The following is a 17555-nucleotide window of genomic DNA, read 5'->3' on the forward strand; positions in this document are numbered from 1 at the left end:
CAAAAGACTATGCGGGAGGAGCCGCGGCATGGAGCAGACCCAGGCTGAGAACTTCGTAACTTATGAGCTGAAAGGCGAGATTGCGCTGGTAGGATTGAACCGACCGGCCAAACGCAACGCAATCAGCGACGCCTTTGTGGAAGGCATTGCCGATGCCGTTGCCCGCGCCGAAAAGGAGGCGAAAGCTGCCGTCATTTTCGGCCATGGCGACCACTTCTGCGCCGGTCTCGATCTTGCAGAGCATGTGCAAAAAACGCCGATAGAAGGTGTTCGCGGCTCTCGCCGGTGGCACGCCGTTTTTGCCGGCATCGAACATGGTACAATTCCATGGATTTCAGCACTTCATGGCGCCGTCATCGGTGGTGGTCTGGAGCTTGCCTCCTCCACTCACATTCGCGTGGCGGATAAAACAGCGTTTTTCGCGCTGCCAGAAGGCCAGCGCGGCATTTTCGTGGGCGGCGGCGGCTCTGTTCGCGTGGCCCGGCTCACAGGCGTTGCCCGGATGACCGATATGATGCTGACGGGTCGCGTCGTTTCTGCGGATGAAGCGGAGCGGTGGAACATCGCCCAATATGTCGTGGATGCGGGACAGGCTGTCGAAAAGGCTTTGGAGCTTGCGCAGAAGGCAGCCAGCAATGCCCAGATTTCTAACTACGCCGTGATAAACGCCTTGCCCCGCATTCAGGATATGGCAAAGGAAGACGGTCTTTTCGTCGAATCCTTCATCTCGTCCTTCACCGCAACCAGCCCGGAAGCCGAAGAGCGGCTTCGTGCGTTTCTGGAAAAGCGGGCGGGCAAGGTCAAGGCGCCCAGCGCTTAGAGTTTTCCGGCCAGAGAGAGCAAAACATGGACACTTTGATCCGCACCGCTGACAGCGTGAACATCGACCGGCTGTGGACGGCACCCGGTTTCCTGATCCGGCTGGCGCAGCTGAAAGTGTATGAGCAGTTTTTCTCGGAGGTTGGCGAACGTGGTTTGCGACCGGGCGAGTTTTCGGTCCTCTGGGTCATCAAGAATAATCCGGCCATTCGTCAAAGTATTCTCGGCCAAAGCCTGATGATCAAGCGCGCGCATATGACCAAGCTCATTCGCGCGCTGGAGGATCACGGGCTGGTTGCCCGCCATATTCCAGATGACGACCGCCGCGCCGTGGAGCTTACCTTGACGCCGGAAGGCCAGACGCAGGTCGAAGCTGCCGCCAAGTGGTTCTTCAGCTACGAGGACAGTATCGGCAGTTCTTTGGAAACGGCGGAGCGTCAGGAGCTTATCCGGCTGCTGCAGAAATTCATCGCGGGTTGAAATCGCAAAATCAGGGAGGCGACCATGAACATCGATGAGCTCGTTGCCATCGACGTGCACACGCATGCGGAGGAACCATGCGGCTGCCAGCGGGATGACGGCTATCATGAGTTTCAGGCAGGTATGGCCCGTTATTTCAGAAACCCGGCAGGCGCGCAGGGCATGCTGCCAACGGTGCAGGAAACGGCCACCTATTATCGCGAACGCAAAATCGGCTGCGTGATCTTCCCTGTCGATGCGGAACGCGAAACCGGCTTTCGTCGCTATGACAATGAGGAAGTGGCAAAAATCGCTGCTGAAAACAGTGATATCATGATCCCCTTCGCTTCGATTGACCCGGCCAAAGGCAAAACGGGTGCGAGGGAAGCGAGACGTCTGGTGCGCGAATTCGGGGTCAAGGGGTTCAAGTTTCACCCCACCATGCAGGGCTTTTTTCCCAACGACCGGATGGCTTATCCACTTTATGAAGCCATTCAGGACGAGGGTGCGATTGCGCTCTTCCACACCGGCCAGACGGGTGTCGGCTCAGGCCTGCGCGGCGGCATGGGAATGCGGCTGAAATACTCGAACCCGATCCATCTGGATGATGTCGCGGTCGATTTTCCCGATCTCCAGATCATCATGGCACACCCTGCCTTTCCCTGGCAGGAGGAAGCGCTTTCCGTCGCCACCCACAAGCCCAATGTCTACATCGACATGTCCGGCTGGTCGCCGAAGTATTTTCCGCCGATCCTCATCCAATATGCCAACACGCTGTTGAAGCATAAGATGCTGTTCGGTTCCGACTGGCCCGCAATCACGCCAGATCGCTGGCTGAGCGACTTCGAGAAGATCGATATTCGTGACGAAGTACGGCCTCTCATCCTGAAGGAAAATGCTCGAAAGCTGTTCAAGCTCTGAGAGAAAGCGACGCCAGTGGCGTCGCTCCTCTATAGATCAGGCTTTCGGAAACCCATCCGGTCTCAGATGGCGTCGGAGCGCGGCAATGCGGAAAATCGCGTTCGGCGCTCCATATCCACGATAGCCGCGCCGCTCCACGATTTCGAAAAAGAAGCCTTCGCCGTGGGTGGAGGAATAAAGCTGGAAATACTCGCCGCCCTCATCGCGATCATAAAGGATGTTCTCGCGCTTGAGGCGTTCCGTCAGTTCAGGGTCAAGACCGAAACGGGATTCCACATCGTCATAATAATTCGACGAAATCTGAAGCGGCTGGAATCCATTCTTTCTGAGAGCCTCTGCCGTCGCGAAGATATCATCGCTGTGAAACGCGATATGCTGGATGCCGGAACCGAAATGCTCGGCCATGAAGTGACCAGCCAGGGTGCGGCGGTTTTCAGCGCCGTTCAAGGTGATGCGCATGGAGCCCGCAGCATTTTCAACCACCTGACTACGCACCACGCCACCCGGATCTATGATGTCCGTCATCGGCGTCTTATGCATCTGGAAAATCGAGGTGTAGAAAAGCAGCCATGTCAGCAGCTCGTCATAGGAAACCGTCTGAGCAACGTGGTCGAACGCCCGCAATCCGGCGTCGACAAACTTTAAGTCATCGTCCGCTACCGGAAGGAAATCGATCTCGCTGAAACGGCCAAGTTCGCTTTTGTCATCGATGAGATAGACCAATCCGCCACCGACACCGCGAATGGCTGGTATTTGCACCTCGCCCTCACCCACCGGTTCGCTGAAAACTTCCGCATTCAGCGAAGTTGCGCGTGCCAGCGCTTCCTGCGCATCGTCTACGATCAGCGCCATGGCATATGCAAACGTGCCATGCACGGCAAAAGCAGCGCTGGCGAAGCCTTCCTCCTGTCTGTTGAGGATCAGGCGAATATCCCCCTGCTGGAACAGATCGACATTCTTGGAGCGATGCCGGGCAACTTTCCTGAAACCCAGCATCTTTAGCGTGGTTTCAAGTTCGGCGGCATCCTCTTCCGCCGTGGTGAATTCGATGAAGCCGACGCCCTTTATTTCGGCCCGGTCAGGCATCGTCGGTATGGCCAGTCCCTGCGCATTCGGGCTTCTGCGAACCTGATCTCCCAGATAAATCAGCGAGCGATGACCATCCGCCGCAATCGCCCGTGCGGAGCCTCCGCGGAACTGATCGTTGAAGATTTCGAGCGAGAAATAGCCATTATAGCCGGTTTCGGCGATTGCCGTTGCGAAGGCCGTCACCGGGAGATCGCCCTCACCCGGCATGTTGCGGAAATGGCGGCTCCAATACAGAAGGTCCATGTCGATCAGCGGCGCGTCAGCCAGCTGCACGAAGAAAATCTTGTCTTTTGGAATGGATCGGATGGAATTGATGTCGATCTTGCGCGAAAGCGTATGGAAACTGTCCAGAATGAGCCCGACATTCTCATGATCCGCTCGGCGCACGATCTCCCACGCGTCGCGGTGGTCATTGATATGCCGCCCCCATGCGAGCGCCTCGTAGCCGATCTTCAGTCCGCGCTTTGCCGCTCGCTCCCCAAGTTCGCGAAAGTCTGCGGCGGCGCGATCTATGCCGCCAAGTGAAATGGGAGAGACATTAGAGCAGACCAGAACAAGGTCTGTTCCCAGCTGCTGCATGACATCGAACTTCCGCTCCGCGCGGTCGAATGTGCGGCTGCGATGCGGCTCCGGCATGCCTTCGAAATCCCTGAAGGGCTGAAACAGCGTGATTTCTAGCCCCTGATCCCGAACCATCCGCCCGACTTCGGCAGGTGAGCGATCATAGATCAGAAAGTCGTTTTCGAAGATTTCAATGCCATCGAACCCTGCCGCAGCAATGGCTTCCAGCTTCTGCTCGAACTCTCCGCTGATCGAGACAGTCGCAATGGATGTTTTCATGATCGATATTTCTCCACCCAGATCATTCGAACGATTTGAGCAAAGCCTACCCCATAGCGAGGCATATATCGCGTATCATTTTCATCGCCATCCGTAACATCATGTTACGGGTGTTCTACTCTTCCTTTGGGAGCTTTGCCGCGCGGTGCTGACATCCGCCATTTCCGTTCTCAACGCCTTGATGAAATCCTCGGCGTAAACCGAAAGCGGCAAATCCTTGCGATAGGCTATGTAGGTCTGAAACTCCGTGTCGGCATCGATCTCGATGCTCGTCAGCCCTTTGACGGCACCGTGTGCGACAGTGAATTCGTCTATCATGGCAATACCCAAACCTGCTGCAACAAGGCTGCATACCGTAGTGCCGAAGCGGGCTTTGACATTGGTGGCGTAATCAATCCCCGCACGCTCGAACATCGCCGCCATGATCGCGCCATAGGGGTCTTTGGGGTTGATGCCGATGAGGGGGTGCTCGGACATTTCCTTCGGCGTAATCTTCTGCCGATCCGCCAGCGGGCTCGTCTCCGGCACGATGCAAAGCAGGCGTCCGCTGGCCAGCAGTTCGAACTCCACCAAGGGGTGGTCGAAGCGAGAGGAAATTGCGACGAGTTCGCCTTTTCCCAGCAGCAGATAATCGATTGCCTCTTCGATCTTCACGATATTCACATCCAGGCCGAGATCGGGGTAACGTCGCCGCACTTCGGCAATGGCCCTTGGCATCATGACATTGGCGATGCTTGGCACGGAGGCAGCACAGAGTTCCTGCGCCTTGCCCCGGCCAAGATCGGCCACGGCGGATTGGAGGTCATCGATCTTGCGGTGAACGGTGTCCAGAAGGTCGAAGATGTTGCGGGCTTGCGATGTTGGAACGTAACGACCGGATCTGCGGTCGAACAGGCGCACGCCAAGCGAATCTTCGGAATATTTCATCAGGCGGCTGATGCCGGGGGCGGAGACGTTGAGAAGGCGCGCTGCACCGACAATGCTGCCGGTGACCATTATAGCCCGAATGACCTCGATCTGACGCAGTGTAAGCATGAATGGGAACCCGCCTTTCCCTGAGAAACAACGGCATCCTTGCTAACGCAACAGAAGAGAAAGCGGAAACCGTTTTCGCGCTATGCCTATTGCCGGGCTGCGAAAGCCAGCCCCAGAACGGCTGCTCCCACGAGCCCGGGCTCAATCTCACATTCAGCCTTCACCACCAGAGGCCGCTGAAACTTGCGCAGAATGCGGTTTCTGACGGCTTGGTCCAGTGCTGCAAGCAGTGGTGTCGAGTTGGAAAGCCCACCTCCCACCGGAACGATGGTGGCGCCCGTCATGTTGATGACGAGGGCCAGAGGGCCTGAAAGAATATCGACATAGATGTCGATTGTTCTGGCAGCGGCCTCATCGCCCGCCTGCCAAGCATCGAGAATTTCCTCGGCTTTCATCTCGGTACGTGCAAGATGCCGATGCAGCTTCTCCATGCCTCGGGCGCTGCCGATAGCATCGACGCAACCTTCCAATCCACAGCCGCAGGCGAAGCGAGGTAGTTCCACGGGTGGATTGCCAGCGCGCGTGGCTGCCACGGGCCCATGCCCCCATTCACCGGCAAAGCCGCCTTCGCTGTTGATCAATTTGCCATCTATGACGAGGCCACCACCGACGCCCGTGCCGAGGATTGCGCCGAAGACGACGCGATGTCCACGGCCCGCTCCTGCACCATATTCGGCAAGCGCACAGCAATCCGCATCATTGGCAATGAGAACGGAAAACCCGAGTGCGGCTTCGAGATCGGCCTTCAGCAGCCGTCCATGGGCACAGGGAATATTGGCAATCACCGCCCGTTCCGTGTCGGGATCGATGATGCCCGCGATGGAGAGCGCAACGCAATCCGGCGTCTCGCCAATCTCTTCGATAACGGATTTGAGCACGCCGACGAAGGCTTCGAAATCATGGATCGGGGTCTGCCGCCGGGCAACAGGCCGCACATCATCGACCGACCACGCGCCAGCGCCCTTGATGGCGGTTCCGCCGATGTCGAAACAGACGATCACGCCCGTACCCCCTGCCGCACATCCGCTCCGAACACACATTTGCCCGCGATGAAGGTTGCGGCAAGGGAAAGATCGTCCCTCAACAGCAGGAAATCCGCATCCAGCCCGGCGGCGAGCGTGCCCTTCGTTGCACATCCAATGGCTTCGGCGGGGTAGAGCGAGGCCATATTCAATGCCTCTTCCAATGGCAGGCCCAGATGCTCATGCACAAAGCGAACACAGGACAGCATGTCGATATCCGCACCTGCCAGAGTGCCATCGGCGAGCGTCAGGCGACCGCCCTTGCGAAAGACTTCGCGGTCATTGAGGAGGAAACTCTGCTGATCCGTTCCGATGGTGGACATGGCATCGGTGACAAGAAAAATCCGGCCCGGCCCACGTTTTGCCGTGAGCGCTACCTGCATCACGGTCGGATCGACATGGAAACCATCGGCAATCAGGCCACAGGAAAGCCGTCCATTCGCCAGCGCCACGCCGACGAGGCCGGGCTCCCGATTGGCCATCTGGCTCATGGCGTTGAAAAGATGCGTCACCATCGAAGCGCCAGCAGAGATGTAAGGGAGAATATCCTGCCCCTTGGCATCCGTGTGCCCTAGGCTCACCACATATCCCGCCTCCACCAGCCGCGTCACGTCTCCCGGTGAAACGCTCTCGGGCGCAAGCGTCATCAGCGCCTCACCGAAACTGCCTGCAGCCTCGAGCAAATAAGCGAGGTCGGCGCTTTCAAGCGGGCGAATGAGCGATGGATCATGCGTGCCTTTGCGCGCGACGGAAAGATGTGGCCCTTCCAGATGCAGGCCCAGATAACCGGGGACGCGCGCGGCACAAGCTTCGGCACCGGCGGCAATGGCCTTGATGCGCACATCATGCGTATCGGTAATCAGTGTTGGCAGCAGAGCCGTGGTGCCAAACGCGGCATGGGCGGCGCAGATGGTTCTGATGCCCTCGATATCCGGCTGGTTGTTCAGCAACACGCCGCCGCCGCCATTGACCTGAAGATCGATGAAGCCCGGAACGATCATGCATCCGCCGACATCGCGGCGCTCAATCGCATCCGGCACATCGGCCTGCTCCACAATAGCCTTGATCCGCCCGCCTTCGATGACGAGCGCGCGATTGTCCAGAAAAGCCGTGCCGTCAAAAATGCGTCCGCCGGTGAGTGCGTAAGAACCAGTCATCGTGTTTCAGTAACTTTCTTCAGTGCGGCAGGCTTGTCGGGATCGAAACCACGGGCGCGCGATAAAGCTTCGACCATGCCGTAATAGGGCACGATCAGCGCCAGCGCATCGGTAAGCGGGTGACCTGTATTCACAAATGGCAATTGAGTGGGGCCGTTGCCCTTATCGGAAGTCAGATAGACATTGGCATTTTTGGAAACGAGCCCGGAGGCCGTTTCCGCGATGGATACCTCTGCAAGATCACGGGCCGCAAAGGCAATGACCGGGAAATGCGGCGAGACCAGAGAGACCGGCCCATGCAGAACTTCGGCGGAGGAATAGGATTCGGCGTGAAGCTCGCAGGTTTCCTTGCACTTCAAGGCTGCTTCCGTTGCAATAGCCAGACTTGGACCTCTGCCCAGCATATAAAGAGATTCGGCATTTTTGAGCGGCTCGATGAGCGCGCTCCAATCCAGCGCCAGTGCTTTTTCGAGGTTTTCAGGCAGATCCGCGACTGCCTTCTTCAGTTCCGCCTTGCCGCTCCACTCCGCAAGGATAGCCAGACCGGCGACGATGGAATTGACGTAGGATTTTGTGGCCGCAACTGCAATTTCAGGCCCGGCCTGAATGTTCACGGCAATGGAGGCAATATCCGACAGCGGTGAGGGCGTGGTGTTGACCAGTGACACCGAAAGAGCCCCTCCGGCCTTCGCGCCCTCCATCATTGCCACGATATCCGGGCTCGCACCGGATTGCGAAACGGCGAAAGCTGCGGCCCGCTCCAGACGCAACGGAGCCTTGTAGATCGATGCCAGCGATGGGCCGAGGGATGCGACCGGGAGGCCAAGTTCAAGTTCGATTGCGTATTTCAGGAAGTGTGCCGCATGGTCGGAAGAGCCTCGGGCAATCGTGACGACAACGGCGGGATCGCGCTTTGCAAGGGCTGCCCCCGCCTCCGCGATATCGCTCCTGCCCCCCTCCAGAAGACGCGCGGCGGCCTGAGGGATTTCATCGATTTCGCGCCGCATCATCGTCGTCATTGAACGTGCCTCTTCATCTTTGATCAAGCGCCAATCGTCAGCTCTGCCACGAGATCGTAGGCATCGCTGCGGTAAAGCGCGCGGGAAACTTCCATGACACGACCCGTGTCGAGATAGGCGATGCGCTGCACGGAAAGCGCCGCAGACTTCGCCGCCACCTCCAGCAACTCGCTTTCCTCATCACTCAGCAGCACCGCCGAAATGCGCTGATTGGCGCGGACCGGGCGGATGCCGCGTTCGCCGAGATTGAGATAGAGCGAGCCTTCGACCTTTTCTGGCTCCGGCAGAATATCGTCCGGCAGGCTGGTTCTTTCCAGCGCAATCGGCATGCCATCCGCAGTGCGCAGACGCGCGATCCGCGCCACGCGCGCGCCACCCGCCAAACCAAGCGCCATGGTCTCTTCGGGCGTCGGGAAATTCAGCCCGCGCTCAAGCCAGCGGGAACCGGCAACCATGCCCCTGCGGCGCATGTCTTCGGTAAAGGATGTCAGCCGCGTCAGCGGCTGCTGCATCTTCGGCACCGGCTTCGTTACGAACGTGCCGGAGCCGCGCCTGCGCACCAGAAGCCCCTGCTCCACCAGATCATCGATAGCCTTGCGCACCGTCACGCGGCTGATGGCTGCGGCATCGGCAATGTCACGTTCCGCGGGCAAGGCGTCACCATGCTTCAGGCGTCCGGTCGATACCGCGTCCTCGATGAGCCGCCGCAGCTTTTGATAAAGCGGGCCGCCGTGCAATGCCTGCAATTCCCCCCACGGCAACACACCGCTCATCGCGCCACTCCAATCTGCGCTGCTGAAAAGTCTTCCACCGCCAAAGATAAGGTCATTCGGTGAGAACTCATACCAAAACAGATACCAATGCAAGACCATATTGGCAATATCATTTCAACCTCCATTCAAAATGAAAATAAAACCCATTAAAATCAAAGGGGAAACTGCGCTTACATCGGTATTTCCAAAAATTCGCAATCATCTGTAGACAGAAGGTCTTTTTTTGGTATTAGATATTAACAAATAACGACCGGCACCGGACAACCGAACAGGCTGGCGAGGGGAAATACCCAAGACTTCAAAATCTGACATGCATCGACTCGAAGCTGAAGAGCAAGAGCCGCTGAAGCTATTCGACTTCGTATGAAAATGATTTTCATACACACAGGCTGTTTCAGTTTTTTCGGTTGACCGAACCGATTATTTGCAACAGGCTACGAAAATAAATTACGAAAAGGGGAGCTGCAAAGCCATGAAAGTCGCCATAATCGGACTCGGATTCCGCCTTGGCTATCTCGGCCAGGTCTTCACGGAAATCGATCCTGATTTCGAGATCGTCGCGCATGTCGATCCTGATCCGGCAGGCTTGCAGCAGCTGGAAGCAGCAAACATCTCCGCAGGCCGCCGCCACGAAACGCCTCAGCACATGATCGAGAACGAGACCTTCGATCTGCTGATGATCGGCTCTCCCAACACCTTCCATCTTGACCATATTCGCACGGGCCTTGAGGCAGGGCTGACCGTCTTCACGGAAAAGCCGATCGTCACCACCATCGAGGAAAGCTACGAGCTTGCCCGCCTGCTGCACCAATATGGGCAGGATCGGCTGATGGTCGGCCTCGTGCTGCGCTATTCGCCGCTGTACCGCGATCTGCGGCTGGCGCAGGCGCAAGGCCTATTGGGCGACATAGCTTCCATCGAGGCATCCGAGCACATTGCCCCCTATCACGGCGCGTTCTTCATGCGCGACTGGCGGCGATATGACCGGCTTGCTGGCGGTTTCATGCTGGAAAAATGCTGCCACGATCTCGATCTCTATAATGGCGTCATGGGTGCTCGTCCGCGCTATGTTTCGAGCTTCGGCGGTCGCCGCAGCTTCGTGCCGAAGAATGCGCCGCAAAATAGCGGCATCAACGATCTGGACGTTTACTTCCGCAAGCCGAGCGGCTGGATGGGGTCGGACAAGGTCTTCGATGGCGATGGGGATATCATCGATTTCCAGACCGCCATCGTGGAATATGAAAATGGCGCATCGCTGGCATTCCATACCAATCTCAACGTGCCGGATGAGTTCCGCCGCTTCTGCGTCGTCGGCGCAAAGGGCATGGCGGAAGGCGATTTCGTTCGCGGCTTTCTCGATGTCCACCGCGCGCATGACAGCGCCAAGCTGATAGGCAACACTTATCAGGCGCCCTCCACCAGGTCCCACCATTACGGCGCGGATGAACAGATGGCTGCCGATGTCTTCGCCCATATGACAACGGGGGCAGATCTTCCCGTTTCCGCACTCGATGCAATCGAGGCCGGCATTCTGGCCATGGCGATGGATGAAGCGCGGGCAGGCCGCAAGGTGGTCGATCTGGCGCCCGTCTGGGCAAAATACGATGCGTGTCTCCACGGCACCGAAAACGCTCAAAAGCGTTCCGCCTAAGGAGACGGGGACCATGGACACCAGACGAAGCGCCGTTTTCTTTGCCTGGTTGCTGCTGGCACCGGCCCTGCTCTATGTAACGGCAATTGTCGCTTACCCGCTTGTCGATACGGTCATCCTTTCCTTCACAGATGCATCGCTGAAGAAGACGACGAACTGGGTCGGCTGGGACAATTACGACAAGATTTTCAACGCGACATTCGCCGAAGTCATCATCCGCACCTTCATCTGGACGTTCTTTTCCGTCGCGATCAAGATGATCATCGGCACGTTCGGCGCAACCATGCTGAACGCCGCAGTGCCCGGACGCGCCCTCTTCCGCATTCTCACCATGCCGCCATGGATCGTGCCGATGGCGATTGGCATCTTCATGTGGGGCTGGATGTATAATGGCCAGTTCGGCATGATTTCCGGCATGCTTCAGCGGGTCGGTCTGGTGGATGGGCCTGTGGCTTTCCTCGCACAGGGTTCGACAGCCTTCTGGGCAACCGTCATCACCGATGTCTGGATCGGCGTGCCCATGGTGACGCTTTATCTTTTGGCCGCCATGCAATCCATTCCGCAGGATCTCTATGAAGCAGCGTGGGCCGATGGCGCAGGGCGTTTCTACCGCTTCCGCCGCATCACCCTTCCGCTTCTCGTTCCCTCGATGATCACCATGTCGATGATCTCGCTGATCTCGACCTTCAATTCCTTCGACATCATCTGGATTTTGACGCGCGGTGGGCCCAATGGCGAAACCACGACGATGATCATCGATACCTACCGGACCGCCATCGGCTCTTACAAATATGGTGAGGGTGCCGCCCGCGCCGTTCTGATCTGCATCTTCCTGTCCATCTTCTGCGTGGCCTATTTCCGCGTCGTCAGCAAGCTTTCCGCCGGAGACAAGCGATGAGAAACCCTCCCACCTTGATCAACCGGTACAAGTGGTACGAAGTGGCTGCCATCTATTGCGGCATCCTGCTCTTCCTCACTTTCGTCCTGTCGCCTTTCGTGGAAGGCTTCCTGGTTTCGCTGAAACCGCTCAGCCAGCTCTTTTCCTCGCCTTACCGCTTCTGGCCGGAAAACGGCTCCTTCGAAGCGTATAGGACGATGTGGGTAAGCGTGCCGGGCTTTGCCCGTTATATCTTCAACTCGTTCCTGATTTCAGGGATCGTCACCATCGTCGTGCTCATCCTCGTCATTCCTGCGGCTTACGCTTTCGCGCGCTTCGAGTTTCGCGGCAGCGGCCCGTTGCTTGGCGCATTTCTGGCCGTCAACATGTTCTCCGGCGCGGTTCTGCTGATCCCGCTTTTCCGTTTGATGCGCTCCATCGGCGTTCTCAACACCTATCTGGCCATGATCGTGCCCGGCGTCGCCTTCCTCATTCCCTCCGCCATCTGGCTGCTGCGCACCTACATGATCCGCATTCCAAGGGAGTTGGATGAGGCCGCTTACGTGGATGGCGCGGGCTATTTCTACACGCTGCGCCGCGTCATCATCCCCATTGCCATGCCGGGCATCGTGGTTGTGGCGATCACCACCTTCATCGGCTCTTACGCGCAGCAGTTCATCTATGCGCTGACCTTCAATTCCAAGAGCGAATACATGCCCCTTCCCGTTGGCCTGTTTGCCTATTTCGGCCGGCAGGAAGTGGTGTGGAACGAGCTCATGGCTGCAAGCTTCGTTGGCATCGCGCCTGCGATGATCGTGATTTTCTTCCTGCAACGCTATCTCGTCAGCGGCCTGACCGCGGGCGCGGTGAAACAATAAAACAACCACCAGAGAATGGGAGACTGACCGTGACGACCAAATTGAAGTTTACCCTCTACGCGCTGAGCTTAGCCGCTTCCACGGCCCTTGGTGCAATGACTGCGCAGGCTGCCAGTCAGGAAATCTCCTGGATTTATTGCGGCGACAAGATCGACCCGATCCATGAGAAATACATCAAGGAATGGGAAGGCAAGAACGAGGGCTGGACGGTCAAGCCGGAAGTCGTCGGCTGGGAACAGTGCCAGGACAAGGCCACCACGTTAGCCGCTTCCGGTTCTCCTGCTGCCATGGCCTATGTCGGCTCCCGCACGCTGAAGCAGTTTTCCGAAAACGACATGATCGTTCCGGTTCCGATGACGGATGAGGAGAAGAAGTCTTATTATCCGCACATCGTCGATACGGTAACGGTCGATGGCGAGCAGTGGGGCGTTCCAATCGCCTTCTCCACCAAGGCGCTTTACTGGAACAAGGATCTGTTCAAGCAGGCCGGTCTCGACCCTGAAAAGCCGCCGAAGACCTGGGAAGAAGAAATCGCCTTCGCCAAGCAGATCAAGGAAAAGACGGGCGTTGCCGGTTATGGCCTTCCCGCCAAGACCTTCGACAACACCATGCACCAGTTCATGCACTGGGTTTATACCAACAACGGCAAGGTGGTTGATGGCGACAAGATCGTCATGGATAGCCCGGAAGTGCTTGCAGCACTGAAGGCTTACAAGGACATCACGCCTTACTCCGTTGAAGGCGCAACCGCTTACGAGCAGAACGAAATCCGTGCGATCTTCCTCGATGGCAAGGTCGGCATGATCCAGTCCGGTTCGGGTGCGGCGGCGCGTCTGAAAAACACCAAGCTGCAATGGGGCATCACCACCCTGCCTCTCGGCCCTTCCGCCAAGGGTCCGGGCACGCTGCTGATCACCGACAGCCTTGCCATCTTCAAGGGTTCGGGTGTTGAGGACAAGGCAATCGAATTCGCCAAGTTCATCACCTCGCCCGGTCCGCAGGGTGAATATGAATTGCAGGGCGATGCCGGTCTGACGCCACTGCGTCCTTCGCCTAAGGTCGATGAGTTCATCGCCAAGGATCCGTCTTGGAAGCCGTTGATCGAAGGCATCACCTATGGCGGTCCTGAGCCTCTGTTCACCGATTACAAGGGCTTCCAGAACGCGACCATCGAGATGGTCCAGTCGGTCGTTACCGGCAAGGCGGAACCTGAAGCGGCGCTGAAGAAGGCTGCGGCAGATATCGAGCAGTACAAATAAGCATCACCTTGCGAGGTCGCTTGATCGCGGCCTCGCCAGACACAGCCGCAGGCTTTAAAGGCCTGCGGTTCAATGACAGCGCTGCCGAATGCTCCTGTTGCAAACGGCCCTCTGGAGACGATTGTGGGTCAGCTTCATCTCAACAACGTGAAAAAATACTACGGCGACTTTGAGGTTCTCAAAGGTGTGCAACTCAATGTTCCGCACGGAGAATTCGTCGTATTCGTGGGCCCATCCGGCTGCGGAAAATCGACGCTGCTGCGCATGATTGCCGGTCTGGAATCGATCAGCGAAGGCGATATCGCCATCGATGGCGTCCGCGTCAACGATAAGCCACCCGTTGAGCGCGGCATTGCGATGGTGTTCCAGTCTTACGCGCTTTACCCCCACATGACGGTCTTCGAAAACATCGCTTTTCCACTGCGCGTAGAAAAGATGGCTGAAGACAAAATCCGCACGAAGGTTCAGGCCGTCGCAAAGATTCTCCAGTTGGAACATCGGCTGGAGCAAAGGCCGGGAATGCTGTCCGGTGGCCAGCGCCAGCGCGTTGCCATTGGCCGCGCCATCGTGCGTGAGCCGAAGATTTTCCTGTTCGATGAGCCCCTATCGAACCTCGACGCGGCGCTCCGCGCCGATATGCGCATCGAGCTCACCAAGCTTCACCGCCAGCTAAAAGCCACCATGATCTACGTGACGCACGATCAGGTCGAGGCCATGACTATGGCAGACAGGATCGTTGTTCTGAACGCTGGCAGCATCGCCCAGGTCGGTGCGCCGCTGGAGCTTTATCACAAGCCGGATAATCTTTTCGTGGCCGGTTTCATCGGCAATCCCAAGATGAACCTTCTGCCCGTTACCTGCACCGAGGTTTCCGAGGCGGGCGTGACGGTGTCCTATGATGGGCAGAGCATCACGGTTCCGGTTAATGCCAAACAAGGTCTTGCGGGCCAGCCGCTGACGCTTGGAATTCGACCGGAACATTTGCTTCTCGGCTCTGGCGACATGACGATCACCACTACGCCAAGCGTCATCGAGCGGCTGGGTATCAACACCATCACCTATTCCACCCTGCCCTCAGGCCAGCAATGGTGCGCGCTCCTGCCCGGCTCGGCACCGCTTGCGCCGGACCAACCCATGCCCGTCGGCATCCGCGCTGCGGATTGCCATCTCTTCGATGCCGAAGGCAACGCTCTGGAGAGACGCGTGTACTGGACGAAGCAGGAGATGCCCGCGCTCTAAGTGGGCGCGGTGCTTCAGGCTGCATGATCCCCGTGGGGATTATCCATGATCGGCCAGATATCCCGTCGCACCCGGCGGTAGGGATTGGTTGCAGGATCGTTTGGATATGGCTTGCCTGCCGAACAATACAGAATTTGCGATGCGATCTTCGAGAAGGCCGCATAGAAGTGGTTGGTCGATTTGATCAGCAGAATATGCTTCGACAGAGGATCGATGCCGAGAGCGGTGAAGAGTGACGGGTCGTAACTCTGAACCCGAACAGTTCCGAGCACGACGTCGATCCCGTTGAAATGGATGTGGGCAGCGTCACCAAACGGCGCGATGCTATCACCGAATTTCATTTCCGCCGACGGCACGAGTTTTACGACCTTCACCAGCGCATCGATTGGATCGCCGGTATTCGGCGCCGACTTGGCACCGAAGCGGAGCGGAATTTCAGCGCCCTCGCCCGCCGCCATGCAGATTTGCACGGCAATCGGATCCCATACCAGCCCGGCGGCGACATTCTTTGCGCCCTGCGCCAGAAGCTCGCGCAGCAACACGGTCGCATCGCCCGCCGTACCGCCACCGGGGTTATCCCAAATATCGGCGATGACAACAGGACCGCCCGTAATATCAGCCTGAAGAGCGCGGGACACCGCCTCCTTTTCATCGATCTGCGGCATCATGAAAGTGCCGCGTTTCTTGAAAAGTTCGAGCCCCAGCTCGCGCGCGAGCGCCTGGCCCTTTTCCGCATTGCCATCGGTTACGGCGATGGTCTTCGTTCCCATTTCCGGCACATCACCAGCCATGAAGCCGTGAATGACCGAGAGGGACAGCACGTTGGGATCGTCTCGTTCCATGGCCTGCATCCGGTCCACGATACCGCGCATAGGTTCTCGCGATGTTGGAAACACATCGATCATTCGACAATCGAAAACCGACATGACCGGCTTTACACGTCCTTCCAGCGTATCTACAGCAATCCGCCAGAGATCCTGCGCCCGTTCTACGAAATCCGTGTGGGGAAATTCCTTGAAGACCACGAAGAAATCCGCCGCATCCACGCGCTTCTGCGTGAGATGGCTATGCGGATCGAGCTCTGCGCAAAGCAGAATATCAGGCCCGATTATCTCGCGAATGCGTGTCAGCAGATCGCCTTCCGGATCGAGATAGCCATCCGCAACCATTGCGCCGTGGAGCCCCATAACCACCGCATCGACCGGCATGGCTGCGCGCAACTGGTCCAGAATCTCATCCCGCAGGCTCTCGTAGGCCTGCCGGTTGATGAGCCCTGCCGGGTCTGCCCAGGCGGCCGTGCCTTCAATCAGCGTCCAGCCCTTTGCGGCGCAGACGTCGCGCCCGACCGTAATCGGAGCCGTGCACAATGTTGGCGTACTCGGATGCTGTCCGGGCGGGGCGTAGAGCGATTCCTCGAAGGCCCGCCTGTCGATGCAGATCGGCGCGAATGTATTGGTCTCAGTTGCGAGAGCGGCGGTAAAGATGCGCACGGTAGCTGGCCTTCAATTGTTCAGGAAACTGCTGGCTCAACGCCCCATCGGGTTCGGCAGATAGCCAGTGAAGCCGGAGATTTTCCACCGGCCTTCATGCAGTCGGCAGTAATACAGTGTCTGCCATTGCATGATATCCGTGGTGCCATCGGCCTTCTTGATACCGCCATCGAATTTCTTGCGCACCAGCGCGGTTTCACCGGAGATTTCGATGTTTTCCAGCGTCGTCGTCGTGAAGATCGCGGTGCGCGGATCTTCGCCGTAGCTCCCTTCGGCAAACTCCTTCGCCTGATTCAGCCATTCGTCCCGATAAGCGGCGAGCGTCGGGAAAGCGAGTGACCATTTGTCGGGATCAGGCTCGCGATTTCCGCTGATACCCAGAAAACCTTCCTCAACGAAATCACCCTCCACCATGGACCAGTCCGCCGCCAGAAAGGCGTCGATGTCACGCGGAACCAGCATCTCCCAGATCGTATGGCGCGCCGTATCGGACGCTGGGAACGGATTGCGGAAGGGATCGCGCATGGGGGCTCCATATCTAAATTATTTTCATGATACCCAAAATTCTCTGGCAAAAATCCGTTTTATATGGTCACTTGTCAATGAAGAACGAAAATAATTTGCAAAGAGCCGATTGAATGACGATCAAGAGATATGGTGCGGAACAGTCTGGTGCGGGCGGGCAGAAGCTTCCTTTTGCACGCGCGGTCGAGGCGGATGGATGGCTTCACGTTTCGGGCCAGGTGGCCATGGAAAATGGCGAAATCATTTCCGGCGGCATTGTCGAACAGACTCACAAGACCATCGAGAACCTGCTGGCCATTCTGCACGAAGCGGGCTACGGCGTCGAGCATATCGTGCGCTGCGGTGTCTGGCTGGACGATCCGCGCGATTTCTGGACCTTCAACAAAATCTATCAGGGCTATTTCGGCGAACATCCGCCAGCCCGTGCCTGCGTTCAAGCCTCGATGATGGTGGACTGCAAGGTCGAGATAGACTGCACCGCTTATAAGCCAAAGTCCTAAAG

General features: G+C 57.7%; 17 protein-coding genes. 9 read left to right on the forward strand and 8 right to left on the reverse strand.

From position 1 onward, the window contains the following. Nucleotides 1–28 precede the first annotated feature (28 nt). From CFBP5473_RS16040 to CFBP5473_RS16050, 3 genes are read left to right on the forward strand one after another with little or no spacing between them, the layout of a single operon-like run. Complete coding sequence (locus tag CFBP5473_RS16040) at nucleotides 29–820, forward strand: crotonase/enoyl-CoA hydratase family protein (protein WP_027676987.1); 792 nt, start codon at nucleotides 29–31, stop codon at nucleotides 818–820. Between the two features lie 26 nt (nucleotides 821–846). Then, nucleotides 847–1299 (forward strand): MarR family winged helix-turn-helix transcriptional regulator, encoded by a 453-nt coding sequence (locus CFBP5473_RS16045; protein ID WP_027676988.1) that lies wholly within the window; start codon nucleotides 847–849, stop codon nucleotides 1297–1299. Between the two features lie 24 nt (nucleotides 1300–1323). After that, entirely contained in the window at nucleotides 1324–2199 is an 876-nt protein-coding gene (locus CFBP5473_RS16050; RefSeq protein ID WP_027676989.1) for an amidohydrolase family protein, read from the forward strand. Nucleotides 2200–2235: 36 nt separating this feature from the next. Here the strand turns inward: CFBP5473_RS16050 and CFBP5473_RS16055 are convergent, their stop codons facing one another. The 6 genes from CFBP5473_RS16055 to CFBP5473_RS16080 form a co-directional block, all read right to left on the reverse strand. Next, nucleotides 2236–4128 carry a bifunctional sugar phosphate isomerase/epimerase/4-hydroxyphenylpyruvate dioxygenase family protein gene (locus CFBP5473_RS16055; RefSeq protein ID WP_027676990.1) on the reverse strand — a complete coding sequence of 631 codons (1893 nt, stop codon included), beginning with the start codon at nucleotides 4126–4128 and terminating at the stop codon, nucleotides 2236–2238. Nucleotides 4129–4227: 99 nt separating this feature from the next. Continuing rightward, nucleotides 4228–5163 carry a LysR family transcriptional regulator gene (locus tag CFBP5473_RS16060; protein WP_027676991.1) on the reverse strand — a complete coding sequence of 312 codons (936 nt, stop codon included), beginning with the start codon at nucleotides 5161–5163 and terminating at the stop codon, nucleotides 4228–4230. An 86-nt stretch (nucleotides 5164–5249) separates the two neighbouring features. Further along, on the reverse strand, nucleotides 5250–6164 hold the full coding sequence (locus CFBP5473_RS16065) for an ROK family protein (protein ID WP_027676992.1): 915 nt from the start codon (nucleotides 6162–6164) through the stop codon (nucleotides 5250–5252). Beyond that, the gene (gene nagA / locus CFBP5473_RS16070) at nucleotides 6161–7342 is read right to left on the reverse strand and encodes an N-acetylglucosamine-6-phosphate deacetylase (RefSeq protein WP_027676993.1); all 1182 of its coding nucleotides are present in this window, start codon (nucleotides 7340–7342) and stop codon (nucleotides 6161–6163) included. Before nagA ends, CFBP5473_RS16065 begins: the two co-directional genes overlap by 4 nt. Continuing rightward, nucleotides 7339–8361: an SIS domain-containing protein gene (locus tag CFBP5473_RS16075; protein WP_027676994.1), complete on the reverse strand. Its 1023-nt coding sequence runs from the start codon at nucleotides 8359–8361 to the stop codon at nucleotides 7339–7341. Before CFBP5473_RS16075 ends, nagA begins: the two co-directional genes overlap by 4 nt. A gap of 23 nt (nucleotides 8362–8384) precedes the next feature. Then, nucleotides 8385–9134 carry a GntR family transcriptional regulator gene (locus CFBP5473_RS16080; protein ID WP_027676995.1) on the reverse strand — a complete coding sequence of 250 codons (750 nt, stop codon included), beginning with the start codon at nucleotides 9132–9134 and terminating at the stop codon, nucleotides 8385–8387. 472 nt (nucleotides 9135–9606) lie between these two features. Here CFBP5473_RS16080 and CFBP5473_RS16085 point away from each other — a divergent pair, with 472 nt between their 5' ends. The 5 genes from CFBP5473_RS16085 to CFBP5473_RS16105 all read left to right on the forward strand — a co-directional run bounded on the left by CFBP5473_RS16085 (nucleotide 9607) and on the right by CFBP5473_RS16105 (nucleotide 15038). Next, nucleotides 9607–10785 (forward strand): Gfo/Idh/MocA family protein, encoded by a 1179-nt coding sequence (locus CFBP5473_RS16085; RefSeq protein ID WP_027676996.1) that lies wholly within the window; start codon nucleotides 9607–9609, stop codon nucleotides 10783–10785. Nucleotides 10786–10798: 13 nt separating this feature from the next. Beyond that, nucleotides 10799–11683, forward strand: a complete 885-nt coding sequence (locus tag CFBP5473_RS16090) for a carbohydrate ABC transporter permease (RefSeq protein WP_027676997.1) — start codon at nucleotides 10799–10801, stop codon at nucleotides 11681–11683. After that, nucleotides 11680–12540 (forward strand): carbohydrate ABC transporter permease, encoded by an 861-nt coding sequence (locus tag CFBP5473_RS16095; protein ID WP_027676998.1) that lies wholly within the window; start codon nucleotides 11680–11682, stop codon nucleotides 12538–12540. The genes CFBP5473_RS16090 and CFBP5473_RS16095 overlap by 4 nt, the downstream gene beginning before the upstream one ends. A 95-nt stretch (nucleotides 12541–12635) precedes the next feature. Next, a complete protein-coding gene (locus CFBP5473_RS16100) occupies nucleotides 12636–13799 on the forward strand; it encodes an ABC transporter substrate-binding protein (RefSeq protein ID WP_169696904.1) in 1164 nt (387 codons plus the stop codon). Between the two features lie 123 nt (nucleotides 13800–13922). After that, nucleotides 13923–15038 carry an ABC transporter ATP-binding protein gene (locus CFBP5473_RS16105; RefSeq protein WP_027676315.1) on the forward strand — a complete coding sequence of 372 codons (1116 nt, stop codon included), beginning with the start codon at nucleotides 13923–13925 and terminating at the stop codon, nucleotides 15036–15038. 14 nt (nucleotides 15039–15052) lie between these two features. On the opposite strand, the gene CFBP5473_RS16110 is transcribed toward CFBP5473_RS16105, so the two are convergent. Both CFBP5473_RS16110 and CFBP5473_RS16115 read right to left on the reverse strand, forming a co-directional pair. Further along, on the reverse strand, nucleotides 15053–16528 hold the full coding sequence (locus CFBP5473_RS16110) for a M81 family metallopeptidase (RefSeq protein ID WP_027676314.1): 1476 nt from the start codon (nucleotides 16526–16528) through the stop codon (nucleotides 15053–15055). Nucleotides 16529–16564: 36 nt separating this feature from the next. Next, entirely contained in the window at nucleotides 16565–17053 is a 489-nt protein-coding gene (locus tag CFBP5473_RS16115) for a hypothetical protein (RefSeq protein WP_027676313.1), read from the reverse strand. 113 nt (nucleotides 17054–17166) lie between these two features. Here CFBP5473_RS16115 and CFBP5473_RS16120 point away from each other — a divergent pair, with 113 nt between their 5' ends. Continuing rightward, complete coding sequence (locus CFBP5473_RS16120; RefSeq protein ID WP_027676312.1) at nucleotides 17167–17553, forward strand: RidA family protein; 387 nt, start codon at nucleotides 17167–17169, stop codon at nucleotides 17551–17553. The last annotated feature ends 2 nt before the right edge of the window (nucleotides 17554–17555 follow it).

The sequence above is a fragment of the Agrobacterium larrymoorei genome, assembly GCF_005145045.1.
Lineage (GTDB): Bacteria > Pseudomonadota > Alphaproteobacteria > Rhizobiales > Rhizobiaceae > Agrobacterium > Agrobacterium larrymoorei.